This is a genomic window from Nonomuraea sp. CX421 (assembly GCF_059358955.1).
Map to the genome: position 1 here is coordinate 75547 of NZ_JCADBK010000021.1, position 18402 is coordinate 93948.

Genomic DNA, 18402 nt, shown 5'->3' on the forward strand with positions numbered 1-18402 from the left:
TTCCTTCTCGTCATATTTGGGGCCCGCCCGGCGGGCCGTCGCCTTCGGTGCCGCCCAGGGCCAGGCCGATCGGCACCGCGAACGCGATGCCGGCGAACGCCTTGTCGCCTCCCGGGTCGGCGATCGAGACGACGATCCCGATGACCAGGCCGCGAGCGTCCAGGAGGGGACCGCCGGAGCTGCCCGGGTTGACGGAGGCGTCGAACTGGATGAGCCCGCTCAGGTCGCCTTTCTCGGCGCTCCGGTTCAGCCCCGACACGACGCCGGTGGAGACGCTGTAGGTCAGGCCCAGCGGATTGCCGATCGCCACCACGGGCGCGCCCACGGCCACCGCGCCGCCGAGCGTCGCGGGGACGACGATCTCCGGCAGCTCCGCGGGCTTCAGGGTCGCGACGTCGCGCTTGGGGTTCGACGACACGACGACGGCCTTCGACTTGGTGCCGTCGGCGAACGTCAGGTTGACGTCCTTCGTGCCTTTGACGACGTGGTACGCGGTCAGAATCGTCCCGTCCTCGACCGCGATCACTCCGGTTCCGAGCGACTTCCCGGCCTGGATGACCACCACCGACGGCCCGACCCTCTTGAAGACGTCGGCCGTCGTGAGCGTCGCACTGGGCGTCGGCGTCGGGCTCGGTCTGGGCGCGGCCGCTTCGCCGTTCCCGCCGCCGCTCCCCAGCCAGTACGCCAGCACCGCCACGACGACGAGCACGCCGCCCGCGAGGACGAACCGCCGAGCCCTCCCGGCCACGGCTCCCTGAGCCTCGGCCGCATCGGCCTCCTGCGGCACGCGCTCCATTGCCCCATAGTCATCAATCCCAGTCGAAAGTGCTACAAACTTCGCCTGAGAACTTCATGAGAACCGGTCCCCCGCAGCCCAACGCGCGCAGCACGGCGGGGCCGCCTACTCTGTCTGAGCCGATCGAGTCCGCGAACCAGACCAATTCCGGCGATTCGATTGCTCCGCCTGCTGTGCCGAAGTCCAATGGCTGCACATCTTGGTCTCACGCTCGATCATCGCGCCCGAGGGAGTCGCGTATGACCCGGGAGCAAGTGGAGCAGGCGTTACGCCGAGCCGAGCAACTGGCCGACGAGGCCAGGACCGGTCTCGACCGGGCCGTGTCGCTCATGTCGCAGAACGTCTGGACAGGGCCGGCCGCGCAGCGCTTCGGCCAGGAGCTGACCGGTCAACGCCAGGCCCTCCTCACCGCGTGCGCGGAGGCGGTGGACGAACTGCGGGCGCTGCTCGCCCGTACGCCCGTGGACAACCCCGGCTGAGCCATGGCGGAGCTTGAGGGCATGGTCCCCGAGGGAGTCCGGGCACTGAAGGAAGCGTTGCGCGCGGCCGAAGCCTCGCTGGGCTCCATCGGGGACGAGCTGTGGGAGTTGCTGCGCGGGGCCTGGTTGTCGCCGGTCTCGGCCAACAGGATCCGGCAGGTGGCCGGTTGGGCGGGGCAGCAGGGGCCGGAGGTCGATCGGCGGCTGCTGATCCTGGAACGGATGGAGCTCGACCAGCCGGAGCTGTTCGGCGGCGGTCAACCGGTCTTCGTCGACGAGTCGGTGTTCACCGCCGGAGCGGCTCTCCCGCTGACGGGCGGCTTCTGGGACCGCATGGGCCAGCAGCTCCAGGCCACCTTCGATCCGAACCTGAACTCCGGCGACCCGATGACCGAACAGGTCAAAGGCGCCGTCGAGGGCCTGGCCGGGCTGGGCGAGATGGTGGTCAAGCTCTCCCCCAACCGCCTGCTCTTCGATCACCTGGGCTGGGAACGCGACATCAACGACCTGGCCCAGGCCGTGGTCTCGGGCGTCCAGGATCCGGTCGGATTCGCCAAGGCAGCAGCGGACTGGGACACCTGGACGTCCAACCCCGACCGCGCCTTCGGCCGCCTCATCCCGGACATCGTGGCGGCGATCACATCGGCCGGAGCCAGCGGCGTGCTCTCCGGCGGCAAGCGAGCCGTAGGTGCACTCGGCCAGGCCGCCAAGGCCGTGATCCGCCCCAAGCCAACGACCGCCCTCGAACCCCACAACCTCGGGCGACACCTTGACCGCAACGGAGACCACATCCCCGACGGGGACGGCCCCATCGACGCCTCGAGGAGCATGCCGACGGTTCCGGCTGCGAATCCTCTGGACGACGCCGTACGGCATACCAGCAACGCCGAGGGACGCGCGTGGGCGCGGGACAACATGCCATTACCGGACCTGACCCATGAGGAATTGCGCGCGTTAGATTTCTACGGCGGCATCGGCTATAAGAGGATCAACCCAACCCTGCGAGAGAAGGACGCCGATCCCGGCGTTGTCTGGTCGCCCGAAGTCGCTGACGAAATCGCGGCCATGGACCGGGCAATCGGCAAGTCTCATCTGCCATCCGACATGGTCCTACACAGAGGCGTGGAGGAAAAGTTCTTGGAGTGGCTAGGGGTCGACATAAAGTCACCTGACGAAATGAAGCGCCTGCGAGGCCGCGTCATCACCGAGCCGGGATATTTGAGCACAAGCGTGGGCCGGCGGGCCGGGTTCGACGGAGACCTCCGCGTGATGCTACGAGCGCCAAAGGGACACGAAGCGCTCAACATGTACCCCATCACCAAGCTGATCGGCGAACGGGAGATTCTCTTACGCCGCGGCACTTCGTACATCGTGCGCGGTGTGTACCGTAAGGACGGCCACTGGTATATGGAAGCAGACGTCGTACCGGAGGGCTGGACCAAGCCGCCCGACTGGGACGCCCAACCGTCCATGGATGCCGACCTCGGATGGAAAGGACCCTACGATGACTGACACCCCGAATCCTCGCTTCTACGATTATGTCGCTCCCAAGTTCGCCTCGGACAACGACTCCTACGATTTCAAGGCCAACGGCCCGGTACGACGCGCCACGGTGTACGACCAGAGAGGACGGTTGCTCGGAGATGTCTGGACCGACGACCGTCAAGCCGCAGGGTTCAGTATCATCGATGATCCTGAACCGGACATGGGGTATGCGGTAAGCCGCATGGACCGAATTCTCGCCGAGGCTTACAAGTCGGGAATCCCCGCCGACCAGCTACTGGACCCCGCCTTGTACGCACCGGACTTCGAATTGCGCCCTGAGGCGTAATCCACGCTGACCACCTGCCTTCACGACGGCGACGGCAGCCGTACCAACAGTGCCTTGAGGGCTCCGCTCGGGATGCCCAAGGTTACGATCACCCCGTGAGTCCACCCGCCGAGCCCGCCCGCCCAGAAGGGGGAGCGCGCTCGGTGATCGAGGAGGTTCTGCCCGGCGTGGTCGGGGTCGAGGCCTTCGCCGACGATCCTGCCGCGACGCTCTTTCCCGAGGAGGAGGCGCTGCTCACCAGGGCGGTGGACAAACGTCGCAGGGAGTTCACCACCGTCCGGGCCTGCGCCCGCACCGCCCTCGGCAAGTTAGGCCTGCCACCGGTCCCCATCCTGCCCGGTCCGCGCGGTGCGCCGATCTGGCCGTCGGGGGTCGTGGGCAGCATGACCCACTGCGAGGGATACCGTGCGTGCGCCGTCGCCCGGCGGACCGAGGTGCTGGCGCTCGGCATCGACGCCGAGCCCAACGGCCCGCTGCCCGAGGGGGTGCTGGCCACGGTGTCCGACGCGGCCGAGCGGGCCTGGATCGCCGAGTTGGCGCGGGCCGATCCGCGGGTCTCCTGGGACCGGCTGCTGTTCAGCGCCAAGGAGTCGGTCTACAAGGCCTGGTTTCCGCTCACCCGGCGTTGGCTCGGGTTCGAGGACGCGACCCTCACCGTGCGGCCCGACCAGCGCACCTTCGACGCCCGGCTGCTGGTGGCGGGACCGGTGTCCGGCTTCACGGGCCGGTGGACGGTCTCCCGTGGGCTGGTCGTGACCGCCATCTGTGTCCTGCCCGGCTGAGGCTGACCGGTTCTCGGAAGGGGACAGCAGGCCGGGCCGAGCCTATGCTCACCGTGTGGGTCCCTCGCCGAGCCTGCTGGCCATCAGCGATCTGCACGTGCGGTATGCCGAGAACCGGCGGCTCGTGGAGGGGTTGCGTCCCCGATCGAGCGGTGACTGGCTGCTGGTGGCCGGCGACGTCGGTGAGTACGTGGCCGACGTCGAATGGGCGCTGCGCCTGCTCAGCGCCCGCTTCGCCAAGGTGGTGTGGACACCGGGCAACCACGAGCTGTGGACTCCGCCGGACGACCCCGTGCGCCTGCGCGGCCAAGCCCGCTACGAGCACCTCGTCACCCTCTGCCGCGACCTGGGCGTGACCACCCCCGAAGACCCCTACCCGCTCTGGGACGGGCCGGGCGGGCCGGTCACCATAGCGCCACTGTTCCTGCTGTACGACTACACCTTCCGTCCCGACGGCACCTTCACCAAGGATGCCGCGCTCGCCCGCGCCTACGACGTCGGCGTGGTCTGCTCCGACGAGTTCCTCCTCCACCCTGACCCCTACCCCACCCGGGATGCCTGGTGCCACGACCGGGTCCGGCAGACCGCCACCCGGCTCGCCGCGGTGGCCGACGGCCCACCGACGGTCCTGGTCAACCACTATCCCCTTGTCCGCGACCCGACCCGCGTGCTGCGTCACCCGGAGTTCGCCCTCTGGTGCGGCACCGACCTGACCGCCGACTGGCATCGGCGCTTCCACGCCGCCGCCGCCGTCTACGGTCATCTGCACATCCCCCGCACCACCGTCCACGACGGCGTCCCCTTCGAAGAGGTGTCCGTCGGCTACCCACGCGAATGGCGTCCCCGCGGCTCCCAGCCCGGCTACCGCCAGATCCTGCCCCCTGCCCAGCCGGCGCGCTCCCGCTGATCGAAGGAGACTCGGCAGCCTGCTCCGGAGCGAGATCGAGGTCGGCGTCACGCCGGGCGCCCGACAGCCGGTCATCGCCTCGCAGCAGGGGTGTGACGCCGATCACCCTGGATGTGTGGATTCGTACACAGTTGATCGTCGGGCTTCTCCGTAATGTCCCTGCTGCCGGACAAAACAACGACACCGGCAGCACCACAACGGGGAGGAACCCAATGCGTAAGACCCTTGCGATCGCGGCCCTGGCCGGCTCGATGGCCGTCACCGGCCTCGCCCTCAGCCCGGCTGCCGCCCAGGCCACCACCACCACCGCGTCGCAGTCCTCCGGGAACTGGGGGAAGGTCTTCTCCAGCGACCACAAGGCCTACACGTTCGGCAAGACGTGGAAGAGCCACGGCAAGGTCTTCACGAAGTGGCACGGGGTGGACAAGCGCGGCGGCAAGAAGGCCTGGGTGTGGTTCGAGTACTACCAGAACGGCTCCTGGCACAAGTTCAACAAGGCCTGGGACGGCAAGGTCGTCGGCACCTGGAGCGGTCGCGGGATCAAGAAGGTGTACACGTTCACCTGCTGGGCCGGCAAGTTCGACAACTGCGGCCGCAAGTACCGCATCTACTAAGCCGGTTCCCGCCGGCCTGGCTGCGCGCCCTCGTCGCGGCCTTGCCGGTGTACATGATCGCGCTCGCCAATCCGTGGTCGTGTGGTGGACTGGCGGCATGACAGCGAAGACGCGGAATCCGCTGCCGGCGACCCCGATGGGTGTCGGGCTGGCCGCGCTCGGCCGCCCGGCTTACATCACGCTGGGCCGGGCGGAGGATCTCGGCGCTGATCGCGGCATCGCCGCCCTGCGGGTCAGGAGCTGGGCGGTGCTGGACGCGGCGTGGGCGGCCGGTGTGCGCTACTTCGACGTGGCACGCTCCTACGGCCGCGCGGAGGAGTTCCTGGCCGGCTGGCTGCGCGAGCGCGCCATCGCTCCCGGGGCCGTGACCGTGGGATCGAAGTGGGGGTACGCCTACGTCGGCGGCTGGCGAACGGACGCCGACCGGCACGAGGTGAAGGAGCTGTCGGCCGGCCGGTTCCGGCGCCAGCTCGGCGAGTCCCGCGACCTGCTGGGCGAGCACCTGTCGCTGTACCAGATCCACTCCGCGACCCTGGAGAGCGGCGTGCTCGACGACCAGGACGTCCTGGCCGAGCTGCGCGAACTACGCGCCGCGGGCGTGGCGGTCGGCCTGTCCACGACCGGTCCTCGTCAGGCCGGCACCATCGACCGGGCTCTCGAGCTGGGCCTGTTCGACACGGTCCAGGCGACCTGGAACCTGCTCGAACGGTCCGCCGGCCCGGCACTGGCCAGGGCGCACGGGTCCGGCCTGGGCGTGATCGTCAAGGAGGGCGTGGCGAACGGCCGGCTGACCGCCCGTGCCGCCCCGCGCGTCCTCGCCGCCGTCGCCCGCGAACGGGGGCTCACCCCGGACGCCCTGGCCCTGGCCGCCATCCTGGCTCGGCCATGGGCCGGCGTGGTGCTGAGCGGCGCCGCCTCGGTGGAGCAACTCCACAGCAATCTGACCGCGACCGGCGTCGGCTGGGACGCCGAGCTGGACGAACGGCTCGCCGTACTGGCCGAGGAGCCCGAGACCTACTGGGCGACAAGGGGCTCGTTGAAATGGCAGTGATCGTTTAGGCTGGGCATGCCCTCCAGCCGCTTGGAGCACGCCGTGCCGCACCTGTCCCGTCGCCAGGTTCTCTCCCTGCTCCCCGCAACGCTCCCGGTAACCGGCCTGCTCGGCCTGGCGGGCTCCCCCGCGCGTGCTGCGGCGGGGGTCGATCACGCGCGGCTGCTCGCCAACACCGTGGCGATGCTCGCGGGGACTCCTGACGTCAATGCCCGGCCCGAGGTCGCCGGCAAGCTCGCCGCGATCCTCCGGACCGCCACGCAGCGGCTGACCGCCATGGACCAGGCGGGCGACGGTCAGCTGTTCGCCGGCCTGCCGCTCGGCGCCGACGACGCCAACCTGCGGCTGGCGTTCCAGTATCTGTACGAGATCGCGCTCGCGACCCGCACGCCGGGCGGCGCGCTCGCCGAGGACGTCGCCGTCCAGCGGCGGGTCGTCGACGGCCTGGTGTGGCTGCACGAGCGCCACTACGGCGACCAGGCGGCGGGCTACTACGGCAACTGGCACACCTGGGAGATCGGCATCCCCACCCATGTGAGCAGGACGCTGGCCCTGCTGGCCGACCCGGTGCGGCAGGAGCGGCCCGAGCTGACGGCGACCTACGTCGCCTCGATGGACGCCTACTTACGCAACGGCAAGGACGGCGACGTCGACCTCGACTCGCGCTTCCACACCGGGGCCAACCTCGCCGACATCACCGCCAACCGGATGCTGCAGGGCGCGCTCACCGGCGACGACGCCCGCGTCGGCAAGGCGATCTCCGACCAGGCCACCGTCTTCGCCACGATCGACCCCTACGACCTCCGGCACGGCGTCACCGACGGCCACTACCGCGACGGCTCCTTCATCCAGCACCACTCGGTCGCCTACACCGGCTCCTACGGGCGCGTCCTGCTCACCCGCGTCGTACAGACCCTCAAGACGCTGGAGGGGGTGACGAGCGGCGGCTCCGCCGACCTGGCCGGCGTGGTGTGCCGCTGGATCGCCGACGGCTTCGCCCCGCTGATCTTCGAGGGGTGGATGATGGAGATCGTCAAGGGGCGGGCGGTCTCGCGCGCCACCACCGGCTACGCCGACGTCGGGGTGATCGTGGAGGCCGTCGCCGACCTCACCGACCACGCGTCGAGCGCCGACGCTCTGGCGTTGAAGAAGTACGTCAGGTTCCTGCCGGCCGCCGACACGTCCGCCTTCGTCTCCCCGGTCAGCGTCGCCCGATACACAGCCATCCGCGCCGACTCCGCCCTCCCGCCCGCCGACCTGAACCCGCCCGAGCGTTCGGTGGCGTTCAACTCCATGGACCGGACCGTCCACCGCCGCCCCGGCTACGCCTTCGCCCTGGCGCGCAGCTCCGAGCGGATCAGCGCGTACGAGTACATGAACGGCGAGAACCTCCTGCCCTGGTTCCAGGGCCACGGCGCCTACTACCTCTACCTGGCGGGCGAGGACCAGCGCGAGGTCTTCGGCGTCGACTACTACACGACCGTCTCGCCGTACCGGCTGGCCGGGGTCACCGCGCCCACGGAGGAGCGGCGCACGATCCCCGAGCTGTACGGCCGGTTCTGGTACGAGAACCCGGGGCACCCGCTGAACTTCACCTCCTCCTCGGAGTCCCAGAACACCTACGTGTACTTCCCCCGCGCGGGCTCCTCCTTCTCCGGCGGCGCCACCCTCGGCGCGTACGGCGCGGCCGGCATGGTCCAGTCCGACGACGCCGCCTACACCGCCAAACAGGCGGGCCTGCTGCCCGACGACTTCGTCGCCTACCGCAACGCCCGCGCGACGAAGTCCTGGTTCATGCTCGACGACGAGATCGTGGTGCTGGCCGCGAACGTCTCCGGCCAGGGCGGCCGCGACGCCGTGACCACCGTGGACAGCCGCATCGCCGCTCCCGCCGACACGCTCGGGCTCACCGGCGAGGGCTGGCACGGCGGGGCCTGGCAGGCGGGCGACGGCACGCCGCCGCGCTGGCTGCGCTACGCCAACGCCACCCGCGGCACCGCGATCGGCTACGCCTTCCTCAGCAGGCAGCCCGTGGCGGCCGGCGTGGAAATGGTGACCCGCAGCCGCAGGGTCGTCCGCGCGTCCAACCCCGACACCAGCGTGACCAAGAACGTCTTCACCGCCTCGGTCACCCACCCCTCCGCCGGCGACGTCCCCGCCCTGGCCTACGCCCTGGTCCCGAACGCCACCGAGACCCGCCTGCGCGGCTACGCGAACGGCCCGCTGACCGTCCTGGCCAACGACCGGCACGTGCAGGCGATCAGGCACCGGGACCTCGGGATCGTCGCCGCCAACGTCTTCACCGACGGCCCGCGCCGCGCCGGGCGCCTGATCGTCGACGGCCCCGCCTCGGTCATCGTCCGGTCAGGCGAGCGCACGACCGTCGCCCTGTCCGACCCCACCATGAACCGCGACCGCGTCACGGTCGTCCTGCTCGGTGCTCCCCTCCGCCTGGTCGCGGCCGACGAGGGAGTGACGGTACGCCGCGTGCCGGGCGGCACCCTGGTCCAGGCCACCACCCGGCACGCCCACGGCCGCACTTTCGCCGCCACCCTGCGCTGACGACGGCCGCCGTCTGGGCCGGAGATCTTCCCCGAGGCGCGCGTCGAGGCCCCACCGGAACACGTCCGGTGGGGCCTCGGACGTCGGCGAGCGTCGCAGGTCACCCGTACATCTGGTGGCAGATCTGGTTGTGGAGCCGGAACTCGGGGTGTGAGGGCGGGAACAGTTCGTCGCACTTCTCGGCGAACATCGGGGGTGTTCCGTTGTCGATGCCGCCGTCCGCCGGCACCTGTTCCTCGCTCCTGACCTCCACGGGCGGGTCGACCTGCCTCTTCACCCCGGTCCTGCCGGACGGGCGCGCGGGGTCGTTCTCATGCCGTCGGCGTGGCACGGCCCGGTTCTCCGCCCTGCTCGCCGTCCGGCTCTCCGTGTGGTTCTGCCTCCGGCTCTCCGTACGAACGTCGGATCGGTTCTCCGTACGGTTCTCTGTGCGGTTCTCCGTACGGTGGGCCCGCTCGAACGAGGTCTTCCCACGGGTCGGTGCCTTGGGTCTCGGTCTGGACGCGGCCGAGCGCGGACGGGCCGTGACCGTGGGGCTCGGTGACGAGGCGGGCACGGCCGTGCGTTCCGTCACGCGCGGGTAGGGTGTCGGCGCCATGGCGGTCCCCGTCCCCGGGGAGGTGGTGTCCGTGCCCCAGGCGGTCGACCAGATGCCCAGAGCCACGCAGGCCACGAAGCCGGCGATGACCGCCGGTCTGGTCCGGCGGTCCCGGTCCCGTGGTGACGGTCGCTCCGGTGGGGTCGGAGTCGAGTACGTTCGCCAGCCGAAGGACTCGGCTCCGCCGGCCAGCCTGACCGGCCGCCGACGGGGCGGATCGCTTGGCGGGCGCCGCGTCGGCAGAGGTTCTTCGGGTGAGGGTGCGGGGTGGTCGTGTTCGTCGTGCATGGTTCTCCCTCCTCACTGCCCGTGCTCGCCAGGGTGCCGCAGCGGGGCGACGTCCGGCCGGAACGACTCGGCCTGACGAGCGGCGGGAATGAAATGGCCCCGGTCTCACCAGGGCCAAAGATGGAGGAACCGGGACGTTCAGCAGCCGGTCGAAGTCTTGTCCTTCCACCAGGACGGGTTGTCGGCGTACCAGCGGACGGTCTCGGCCAGGCCCTCCTCCAGGCCGACGCGCGGGCGGTAGCCGAGGGCGCGCAGCTTGGCGTCGTCCAGCGAGTAGCGGCGGTCGTGCCCCTTCCTGTCGGCCACCCGTTCGACCATGTCCCAGTCGGCGCCCAGGGCGGTGAGCAGGCGCCCGGTGAGCTCCACGTTGGTGAGCTGGGCGCTGCCCGCCACGTGGTAGACCTCGCCCGGCACCCCCCGCTCGGCGACCAGCAGGATGGCCCGGCAGTGGTCGTCCACGTGGATCCATTCCCGGACGTTGCCCCCGTCGCCGTAGAGGGGGAGCTTGCGGCCGGTGAGCAGGTTCGTGACGAACAGGGGGATGATCTTCTCGGGATACTGGCGGGGTCCGTAGGTGTTGCCGCACCTGGTGATGACGACGGGCAGGCCGTGCGTCGTCGCGTCGGCCAGGGCGATCAGGTCGCCGCCCGCCTTGCTCGCCGCGTACGGCGAGCGCGGCCGCAGCGGCGCGTCCTCGCGCCACGAGCCCGACTCGATGCTGCCGTACACCTCGTCGGTGGACACGTGCACCACCTTGGGGGTCCCGGCGTCCAGGCAGGCCCGCATGAGCGCCTGGACGCCGAGCACGTTGGTGCGGACGAACTCCGCGGCCCCCTCGATCGACCGGTCCACGTGCGACTCGGCCGCGAAGTTGACCACCAGGTCGTGACCGGGCACCACCCGGCTGAGCAGGCCGGCGTCGCAGATGTCGCCCTCGACGACGTCGCAGGCGACTCCGTCCAGGTTCGCCAGGTCCGCGGCGTAGGTGAGCCGGTCGAGCACCGTGATCCGCTCCGCGGCGGCGATGCGGGCGAAGTGGGAGCCGATGAACCCGGCCCCGCCGGTGACGAGGATCCTCATGGCCGCTCAGGAGGCCATGGCGGTCTCCACGACCACCGCGCTGTCCTCGTCGCCCCGGCCCGCGGCGACCACCTCGTCCAGCCGTTCCGCCGCGCGCGAGCACACCGGCAGGGTCAGCCCGCCCGACGCCGCGTCCGAGATGGCCAGCCGCAGGTCCTTCGCCATGAGCTGGGCGCGGAAGGCGGCGGGCTCGTAGCAGCCGTCCCGCATGTAGCCGGCGCGGAAGGCCAGGGCCGGCGAGCAGAACGCGCTGCCCGTGATCGCGTTGATCAGCATGGTGCGGTCGAGTCCCGCCCGCACACCTAGGGCCACCGCCTCGGCCAGGCCCACGGTCTGGACGCCGAGCAGCAGGTTGAAGGCGAGCTTCATGGTGCACGCCATGCCGGGCGGGCCCAGATAGCGCAGCTCCCCTCCGATGGCCGTCAGGACGTGTTCGATCTCGGCCACGTCGCGCTGGTCACCGGCCGCGAACAGGCGCAGCCGGCCCTGCTCGGCCATGACCGGGTTGCCGATCAGGCACAGCTCCACGCGGCGTATCCCGTGCGCGGTCAGCCGCTCGGCCGCCGCGGCGGCGTACGCCGCCGAGACCGTGGTGGTGTCGACGACCACGGTGCCGGGCTTGAGCGCCGGCAGCATCCGCTCGAACAGCGTCTGCTCCACGGCCTTCTCGTCGGCGAGGCTGAGCAGGACGACGTCGCTGTCGCGGGCGACGTCCTGCGGCTGTGGCGCCCACCGGGCCCCGGCCTGGCGCAACGGATCGGCCTTGGCGGCCGTCCTGTTGTGCACGATGAGCGGGAAGCCGGACTCCAGCAGGCGCTTCGCCATGCCCCCGCCCATCGCGCCGAGTCCCACCACGGCGAGCTTCACGACGCCTCCACGGGCCGGGTGTCGGCGGAGAGCTGGGAGATGCAGCGCATGGTGGCGTCGCGGAAGTAGGCGCCGAACTTGTCCGGGCTGCTGGTGTCACGCTCGCGCACCAGGTAGGGGGCGAGCTGCTTCTCCAGCTTGTGGACGCCGCCGTGCTTGGCCATGTTCGCGGAGACGGCCTCCAGCGTGCCCTCGAAGTGGATGACCCGGACCATGAGGTCGTCCTTGATGAACACGGCGGTGCCGAGCAGGCGGCCCACCTCGTTGCCCTGCTCGTCGCGCAGGACGGAGCTGCCGACCCGCTGGAAGCCCTGGAAGATCTCGGCGATCTCGTCCTCGTGCCCCGGCTTGACCCGGTAGGTGATCGCGGCGTACGTCATCACATTCCTCCATCGACGTAGAGCGTGGTTCCGGTGATGTAGCGGGACTGGTCTCCGGCCAGGAACAGCACGGCGGCGGCCACCTCGTCGGCGGTGCCGAGCCGGCCCAGCGCGGTCATGCCGGCCAGCCGTTCGCGCAGGTGCGGGGGCGGCCCCTCGCCTGGGCCGGCGGCGTCGACGACGCCCGGGGCGACCATGTTCACTCTGATGCCGCGCGGGCCCAGCTCGCGGGCGAGCGACCGGGTGAGCCCGATGAGCGCGGCCTTGGACGCGGTGTAGTGCGCGCTGGCGGGCCGGCCGCGCAGCGCGACCGACGCCGACAGGTTGACCACCGAGGCGCCGTCGGACAGCAGGCCCAGCCCCTGCCTGGTGACGAGGTAGGCGGAGGTCAGGTTGGCGTCCATGATCTCGTGCCACTGGGCGGCGTCGAGCTTGTCGATCGGGGTGATGCCGTCCACTCCCGCGTTGTTGACGAGCACGTCGAGCCCGCCGAGGCGCGTGGCGCAGATGTCGGCGAGCGCGGCCACCTCCGCCTCCCGGGTGACGTCCGCGGTGACCAGCTCGTAGGAGAGCGAGGCCGGCTCGCCCCGGTGGCAGGCGATGACGCGGGCGCCGGCGGCGGCCAGCGCGCGGGCGGTGGCCGCGCCGATGCCCCGCGATCCGCCGGTGACCAGCACCCGCTTGCCGGCGAGCCCGGCGTCGTACGTCATGATCGCTCCTCGGAGTAGGCGGCGGTGACGGTGTAGAGGGCGAAGCTCGGCCCGCGCGAGCTGTCCTGGAAGGAGCGCAGCGGCGCGGTCGTCTGCCGGTGCCGGGTGCCGGCCTCCCAGGTGCGGAAGGATTCGAGGCTGTCCCACTCGCTCATGACCAGGAATCCGCCCGGCTGGGTGAGCGAGCGCAGCAACTCGTTGCCGAGCAGGCCGGGCGTCCCGGACAGCTCCTGGCTGACGCGGTGGTAGGCGTCGGCCAGGTCGCCGGGAGAGTCGCCGGAGGCCGTGGCGTAGACGAGCACCCGCACCCTCGGGCTGGTCATGTCCGGGCCACGGGGTCCATGGCGTAGACCACGTTCATCGTGACCATGGAGCCGCCGGAGCGGAACGGGTGCAGCCTGACCCGGTGGTTGAGGTGCTGCTCACTGCGCTCGAACTCCCGGAAGCGCGGCTCGTCCACCCAGTCGCTGACGATGTAGTAGACGCCGTCCTCCTCGTCGCTCTTCGACAGCCACTGGCCCTCGTTGGCCGGGTGCTCGGTGACCGCGGTGCCGACCCGCAGCCAGGTCTCCTCGAAGTCGCGCTCGGCGCCCGGTTTGATCTGCATGCGCAACATCACACGGAAGGTCATCGCTAGATGCCTCCGTCCACGTTGATGGTCTCGCCGTTGACGAACGCCGACTGCTCGCCGGCCAGGAAGGTCACCACGGTGGCGATCTCCTCGGGGCGGCCCATCCGGCCGAGCGCGATGAGCCGCCGGTACCGCTCGCGCACCTCGTCTGGCACGCCCGCCTCGGTCTCGATCGGGCCGGGGGCGACCAGGTTGACCCGGATGCCGCGCTCACCGAGCTCCTTGGTCAGAGACCTGGTCAGGCCGATGAGCCCGGCCTTGGCGGCCGTGTAGTGGGCGCGCAGCGGGAGGCCGACGGTGGCCACCTTCGAGCCGATGTTGATGATCGAGCCGCCCTCGCCCATCAGCGGCAGCGCCCGCTGGATGACCATGGCCGTGGCGGTCAGCCCGGTGTCGACGACTCGGTGCCACTCCGCCGCGTCCAGCTCGGCGAACGGGACGTGGCTGATCGCGCCGGCGTTGTTGACCACGATGTCGATCCGGCCCCATCGGCGCTCGCACTCGCCCACCAGGGCGTCGATGTCCTCCTGTCTGGTCACGTCGGCGGTCGCGACGTGGTGCTCGCCGCCGATCGCCTGTAGCTCCTTGGCCAGGGTCTCCGCGGGTTCGCCGCCCTGCCTGGTGCAGGTGACGACGTTCGCGCCCGCCCTGGCCAGGTCGAGCACGATGGCCCGGCCGATGCCTCTGGCGCCGCCGGTGACCAGCGCGTTCCTGCCGTTCAGTCGCATGGGGTTCTCCGTTGTCACATCAGGGTGGCCGCGCCGGCGCCGCTGGCCGCGAGCGCGGTCAGGACGAGGACGGTGCGGATGAGGTTCCAGGAGCGCCACTGGGCCCGGGGGTCCCGCGCGGCCCAGTCGGACGGCGGGTCGGCGGGGTCCAGCGACGTCACGTACTTGTTGATCGGCACGTTCTTGGCGACCGAGATGGCCATGACGAGCGCCAGCAGGGCCGCCGCCGTGGTGTACGTGACGCGGGCGCCGGTGGTGGGGGCCAGCACCGCCAGGGCGGCGTTGGCCAGGAAGGTGATGGCGTTGACGATGGGCATGAGCGGGTCGTAGCGCGGCCACAGGAAGCGGATGGCGCGCACGTACCCGTCGTAGGGCATGGCCTTGGTGTACGGCTCGATGCCGATGACGGTCGACAGCATGACCCCTGACGCCAGGCCGCCTCCGGCCAGGGACAGCGGGACGAGCAGCGAGATCATCGCACCGTCTGGGCCGCGGCGGCTTCCACGCGGCGCCGGATCAGGTCGAGTTGGACGGCGGAGTTGGCGTTGATCCTGGCGGCCATCGCCGTGTCGTCCAGCGGCGCCTCCGGTTTCATCTGGAAGTCCTGCTTCCAGCGCATCAGCACGCCGCCGTCCACTTCGGAGTAGTCCCAGGCGATGTTCATGTACTCGAACCAGCCGGTCTCCACGCGGTGGGCCCGGACGGTCCTGGTCTGCGGGTCCATGGTTCGTTCGGACACCCAGCTCCAGGCGTTGCCGTCGGCGTCGGGGTGCATGGTGAGCCGGAAGCGGACGGTGTTTCCGTGCCGCTCCAGGATTTCGGCCGCGGCGTACTCGTCGAACAGCCGCGGCCAGTTGTCCACGTCGTTGGTCATCGTCCAGACCACCTCCATCGGCGCGGCGATGACGATCTGGTTCTCGGTGTGTACGGCCATGGTCAAGGTCCTTACGCTCTGACGACGATTGCCGAGTTGAATCCGCCGTAGCCCCGGGCCAGCACCAGTGCCGCGCGCAGCGGCGCCTGCCTGGGGGTGTCGCGGACGAGGTCGAGACCGAGCCCCTCGACGGGGCTGGTGATGCCGATGGTGGGCGGGACGACCTGGTCGCGCAGGGCCAGCAGCGCGGTGGCCAGGTCGAGCGCGGCGCCGCCCGCGTACAGCCGTCCGGTCATGGTCTTCGGCGCGGTGACCGGGACGGCCCGCGGCCCGAACACCGCGTTGACCGCCTCGGCCTCCTGACGGTCCAGGTCGGGCAGCCCGGCGGCGTCGGCGAAGATGACGTCGATGTCGCCGGGTTCGGCGCCGGCGTCGGCCAGGGCGGCCTCGACGGCGCGGCGCAGCGCCGGGGGCCGGTCGGACCACGGCGGCGGATCGAACGTGGCCGCGTGACCGGCTATGTAGCCATATTTCGGTTTCTTGGTGTCGGCGGGCTCGATGGCGAGCATCGCCCCGCCCTCGCCCGGCAGGTAGCCGTCTGCGCGGGCGTCGAAGGGCAGGAACTCACCGGACGGGCTGAGCCTGCGGTTGCTGAGCTGCGCCACCAGCCCGTACGGGCACAGCGAGGCGTCGGTGCCGCCGGCCAGCGCCAGCCGCACCCCGTCGCGCAGCAGCCGGCACGAGTGGGCCACCGCGTCCAGCCCGCCGGCCTGCTCGGCGCAGACGACGTTGCACGGGCCGCGCATCTTGTGCCGGATCGCGATCTGGCCGGTGCTGGCCGCGTAGAACCAGGCGATGGACTGGTACGCGCCCACGTGCCGGGGCCCGTTGCGCCACAGCTTCTCGATCTCCCGCTGCCCGAAGTCGGTGCCGCCGGACGAGCTGGCCGTGGTGACCGCCATCTCGTACTCGGGCAGCTCGGCCGGGTCCACACCGGCGTCGGCGAGCGCCATCTCGGCCGCCGCCAGCGCCATGTGCGTGAAGCGGTCGGTCTCGGCGACGAGCCTGCCCGGCACCCGGCCCTTGGCGACGAACGGTGACTCGCCGCCCCTGCTGACCGGGTAGCCGCCGGCGTCGAAGTGGCTGATCGGCCCCAGCCCGGACCGGCCGTCCAGGACCGCCTGCCAGTAGTCCTCCGTACGGTCGCCGTTGGGCGCCACCACTCCCATGCCGGTCACCGCGCTCATGGCTCTCCCCGTCCCAGCACCATCGCCGTCTGGAAGCCGCCGAACCCGCTGCCGACGCTGAGGACCGCGTCCACCCGCTGGTCGCGGGCGGTCACCGGCACATAGTCCAGGTCGCACTCCGGATCGGGGGTGTGCAGGTTGGCCGTGGGAGGCACCACCTGGTCACGCATCGCCAGCAGGCAGGCCGCCGCCTCGATGGCGCCGATCGCGCCGAGCGAATGGCCGACCATCGACTTGAGCGAGCTGACCGGCACCTCGTGGGCGCGCGGTCCGAGTGCCCGTTTGAAGGCGGCGGTCTCGTGCCGGTCGTTCTGCTTGGTGCCCGAGCCGTGGGCGTTGACGTAGTCGATGTCCGACGGATCGAGCCGGGCCTCGTCCAGCGCGGCGCGGATCGCCTCGGCCATCTCCCTGCCGTCCGGCTTGAGGCCGGTCATGTGGAAGGCGTTGCTGCGGGAGGCGTATCCGGCGATCTCACCGTAGATCGTCGCGCCGCGACGGCGCGCCGCCTCCAGCTCCTCCAGCACCAGCACGGCCGCGCCCTCCCCCAGCACGAACCCGTCCCGGTGCAGGTCGAACGGGCGCGAAGCGTGCTCGGGGTCGTCGTTGTTGGGCGAGGTGGCCTTGATGGCGTCGAAGCAGGCCGAGGTGATCGGTGAGATCGGCGCGTCGGTCGCGCCGGCCACCACCACGTCGGCCGTGCCCTGCCGGATGAGCCGGGCGCCGAGGCCGATCGCGTCCAGCCCCGACGTGCAGCCGGTCGAGATCAACCCGACCTGGCCCTCGGCCCCGCAGCTCCACGCCACCTCGGCGGCCAGGGTGCTGGGCGCCATGAAGCCGTACAGGTGCGGCACGCCGTAGCCGTCGTCCACCAGCCACCGTCTGCCGCCGTCGCTGAGGACGACGTACTCCTCCTCCAGGCTCATCGTGCTGCCCACGGCGCTGCCCAGGCTGACGCTCATCCGCTCGGGCGCGACGTCCTGACCCAGGCCGCTGTCGGCCCACGCCTCCCTGGCCGCGACCACGCCGAGCTGCGCCGCCCGGTCCATCCGGCGGATCTCCTGAGCCGACAGGCCCTGCGCCGCCGGGTCGAAGTCGCACTCGGCGGCCATCCGGGAGCGGAAGCCCGACGGGTCGAAGAAGGTGATGGTGCGCGTCGCCGTCCGACCGGCCGTGAGCATCTCCCAGAACGCCTTGGTGCCCGGGTCACCGGGAGCGACGACGCCGATCCCGGTGACCACGACGCGGGCGGATCGCATCAGCCCTCTCCCGCCCGTTCTTCCGTGTCGACGTGCCCCAGCTCGGGGCGGGGGGCCAGCGGGCACAGGTGGAAGACGATGAGCGCGTCCTCCGTACCGGTGTTCTCGACGCGGTGCCGGGTGCCCTTGGGCACCATGACGCTCTGGTCGGGGAGCATCTTGACGTCCTCGCCGTCCAGCCGGGCGACGATCGTGCCGCGGGCGATGAACATGAACTCGTCGGAGTAGGGGTGGTAGTGCTCGGCGACGAACTCCCCCGGCTTGAGCAGCGTCACGCCCATGAAGCCCGTGGTCGAGCCCACGGTCTTGGGGCTGAGCAGCACCCGCAGGTCGCCGCCGCGCCGGCGGTTCGGCTCGACGTCGTCGATGTGGACGATCTTCAGTCCGCCCTGTGTCTCGGTCACGAGCGCTCCCAGGTGTAGAAGGGGATGGCCATGGCGTCCTTCGGCTCGCGCCAGTTGGGGTCGTACGGGCTGACGTGCTCCGACAGCCGCCGGCTGACGTCCAGGTAGAGCGGGTGCTCGCGAGCCTTGTCCAGGTCGGGCTTGATGTCCTGGTCCGCCTCGACCAGATGGAAGTACAGGTCGTGGAAACGGAAGAGGGTCCTGCGGGACACGCCGATCAGGTGCGGCAGGTCGGTGGCGTCGGACTCTCCGAAGATGGTCGCGATGGCGTCGGCGTGCGAGGCCTCCATGTGCGCGACGATGAGCGTTCTGTGCAA

Annotated in this window: 23 protein-coding genes; 8 read left to right on the forward strand and 15 right to left on the reverse strand. The window is 70.9% G+C overall.

The features are described from left to right. Positions 1-10 precede the first annotated feature (10 nt). A complete protein-coding gene (locus AC5L3X_RS29555) occupies positions 11-796 on the reverse strand; it encodes a S1C family serine protease (RefSeq protein WP_494861280.1) in 786 nt (261 codons plus the stop codon). Between the two features lie 239 nt (positions 797-1035). Between AC5L3X_RS29555 and AC5L3X_RS29560 the strand changes: the two genes are divergently transcribed. The 8 genes from AC5L3X_RS29560 (at position 1036) to AC5L3X_RS29595 (ending at position 9022) form a co-directional block, all read left to right on the forward strand. Next, positions 1036-1275, forward strand: coding sequence for a hypothetical protein (locus tag AC5L3X_RS29560; RefSeq protein WP_494861282.1), 240 nt, complete (start codon positions 1036-1038; stop codon positions 1273-1275). 3 nt (positions 1276-1278) lie between these two features. After that, complete coding sequence (locus AC5L3X_RS29565) at positions 1279-2787, forward strand: ADP-ribosyltransferase (protein ID WP_494861284.1); 1509 nt, start codon at positions 1279-1281, stop codon at positions 2785-2787. Next, complete coding sequence (locus AC5L3X_RS29570) at positions 2780-3106, forward strand: hypothetical protein (RefSeq protein ID WP_494861286.1); 327 nt, start codon at positions 2780-2782, stop codon at positions 3104-3106. Before AC5L3X_RS29565 ends, AC5L3X_RS29570 begins: the two co-directional genes overlap by 8 nt. 95 nt (positions 3107-3201) lie before the next feature. Then, a complete protein-coding gene (locus AC5L3X_RS29575; protein ID WP_494861288.1) occupies positions 3202-3888 on the forward strand; it encodes a 4'-phosphopantetheinyl transferase family protein in 687 nt (228 codons plus the stop codon). Positions 3889-3943: 55 nt separating this feature from the next. Beyond that, entirely contained in the window at positions 3944-4795 is an 852-nt protein-coding gene (locus AC5L3X_RS29580) for a metallophosphoesterase family protein (RefSeq protein WP_494861290.1), read from the forward strand. 212 nt (positions 4796-5007) lie between these two features. Continuing rightward, positions 5008-5409, forward strand: a complete 402-nt coding sequence (locus AC5L3X_RS29585) for a hypothetical protein (protein ID WP_494861292.1) — start codon at positions 5008-5010, stop codon at positions 5407-5409. A gap of 97 nt (positions 5410-5506) precedes the next feature. After that, positions 5507-6460: an aldo/keto reductase gene (locus AC5L3X_RS29590; protein WP_494861294.1), complete on the forward strand. Its 954-nt coding sequence runs from the start codon at positions 5507-5509 to the stop codon at positions 6458-6460. Between the two features lie 15 nt (positions 6461-6475). Beyond that, positions 6476-9022 (forward strand): polysaccharide lyase family 8 super-sandwich domain-containing protein, encoded by a 2547-nt coding sequence (locus AC5L3X_RS29595; protein ID WP_494861295.1) that lies wholly within the window; start codon positions 6476-6478, stop codon positions 9020-9022. A 100-nt stretch (positions 9023-9122) separates the two neighbouring features. On the opposite strand, the gene AC5L3X_RS29600 is transcribed toward AC5L3X_RS29595, so the two are convergent. The 14 genes from AC5L3X_RS29600 to AC5L3X_RS29665 all read right to left on the reverse strand — a co-directional run bounded on the left by AC5L3X_RS29600 (position 9123) and on the right by AC5L3X_RS29665 (position 18402). Continuing rightward, the gene (locus AC5L3X_RS29600) at positions 9123-9299 is read right to left on the reverse strand and encodes a hypothetical protein (protein WP_189128792.1); all 177 of its coding nucleotides are present in this window, start codon (positions 9297-9299) and stop codon (positions 9123-9125) included. 747 nt (positions 9300-10046) lie between these two features. Next, positions 10047-10988 (reverse strand): dTDP-glucose 4,6-dehydratase, encoded by a 942-nt coding sequence (rfbB, locus tag AC5L3X_RS29605; protein WP_494861297.1) that lies wholly within the window; start codon positions 10986-10988, stop codon positions 10047-10049. A 6-nt stretch (positions 10989-10994) separates the two neighbouring features. Further along, the gene (locus AC5L3X_RS29610) at positions 10995-11855 is read right to left on the reverse strand and encodes an NAD(P)-dependent oxidoreductase (RefSeq protein WP_225263891.1); all 861 of its coding nucleotides are present in this window, start codon (positions 11853-11855) and stop codon (positions 10995-10997) included. Further along, positions 11852-12235: a SchA/CurD-like domain-containing protein gene (locus AC5L3X_RS29615; RefSeq protein ID WP_189128790.1), complete on the reverse strand. Its 384-nt coding sequence runs from the start codon at positions 12233-12235 to the stop codon at positions 11852-11854. Before AC5L3X_RS29615 ends, AC5L3X_RS29610 begins: the two co-directional genes overlap by 4 nt. After that, positions 12235-12945 (reverse strand): SDR family NAD(P)-dependent oxidoreductase, encoded by a 711-nt coding sequence (locus AC5L3X_RS29620; protein WP_189128789.1) that lies wholly within the window; start codon positions 12943-12945, stop codon positions 12235-12237. The genes AC5L3X_RS29615 and AC5L3X_RS29620 overlap by 1 nt, the downstream gene beginning before the upstream one ends. Then, positions 12942-13268, reverse strand: a complete 327-nt coding sequence (locus AC5L3X_RS29625) for an antibiotic biosynthesis monooxygenase family protein (protein ID WP_494861298.1) — start codon at positions 13266-13268, stop codon at positions 12942-12944. Before AC5L3X_RS29625 ends, AC5L3X_RS29620 begins: the two co-directional genes overlap by 4 nt. Continuing rightward, positions 13265-13576 (reverse strand): antibiotic biosynthesis monooxygenase family protein, encoded by a 312-nt coding sequence (locus tag AC5L3X_RS29630; RefSeq protein ID WP_189128787.1) that lies wholly within the window; start codon positions 13574-13576, stop codon positions 13265-13267. Before AC5L3X_RS29630 ends, AC5L3X_RS29625 begins: the two co-directional genes overlap by 4 nt. A 2-nt stretch (positions 13577-13578) precedes the next feature. Further along, the gene (locus AC5L3X_RS29635) at positions 13579-14304 is read right to left on the reverse strand and encodes an SDR family NAD(P)-dependent oxidoreductase (protein ID WP_494861299.1); all 726 of its coding nucleotides are present in this window, start codon (positions 14302-14304) and stop codon (positions 13579-13581) included. Positions 14305-14318: 14 nt separating this feature from the next. After that, the gene (locus AC5L3X_RS29640; protein WP_494861300.1) at positions 14319-14780 is read right to left on the reverse strand and encodes an anthrone oxygenase family protein; all 462 of its coding nucleotides are present in this window, start codon (positions 14778-14780) and stop codon (positions 14319-14321) included. After that, positions 14777-15238, reverse strand: coding sequence for an SRPBCC family protein (locus tag AC5L3X_RS29645; RefSeq protein WP_494861301.1), 462 nt, complete (start codon positions 15236-15238; stop codon positions 14777-14779). Before AC5L3X_RS29645 ends, AC5L3X_RS29640 begins: the two co-directional genes overlap by 4 nt. 11 nt (positions 15239-15249) lie before the next feature. Continuing rightward, the gene (locus AC5L3X_RS29650) at positions 15250-16425 is read right to left on the reverse strand and encodes a ketosynthase chain-length factor (protein ID WP_494861302.1); all 1176 of its coding nucleotides are present in this window, start codon (positions 16423-16425) and stop codon (positions 15250-15252) included. Further along, positions 16422-17681, reverse strand: coding sequence for a beta-ketoacyl-[acyl-carrier-protein] synthase family protein (locus AC5L3X_RS29655; RefSeq protein WP_494861304.1), 1260 nt, complete (start codon positions 17679-17681; stop codon positions 16422-16424). The genes AC5L3X_RS29650 and AC5L3X_RS29655 overlap by 4 nt, the downstream gene beginning before the upstream one ends. Then, complete coding sequence (locus AC5L3X_RS29660; protein WP_225263893.1) at positions 17681-18085, reverse strand: cupin domain-containing protein; 405 nt, start codon at positions 18083-18085, stop codon at positions 17681-17683. Before AC5L3X_RS29660 ends, AC5L3X_RS29655 begins: the two co-directional genes overlap by 1 nt. Beyond that, entirely contained in the window at positions 18082-18402 is a 321-nt protein-coding gene (locus AC5L3X_RS29665) for a TcmI family type II polyketide cyclase (protein WP_189128781.1), read from the reverse strand. The genes AC5L3X_RS29660 and AC5L3X_RS29665 overlap by 4 nt, the downstream gene beginning before the upstream one ends.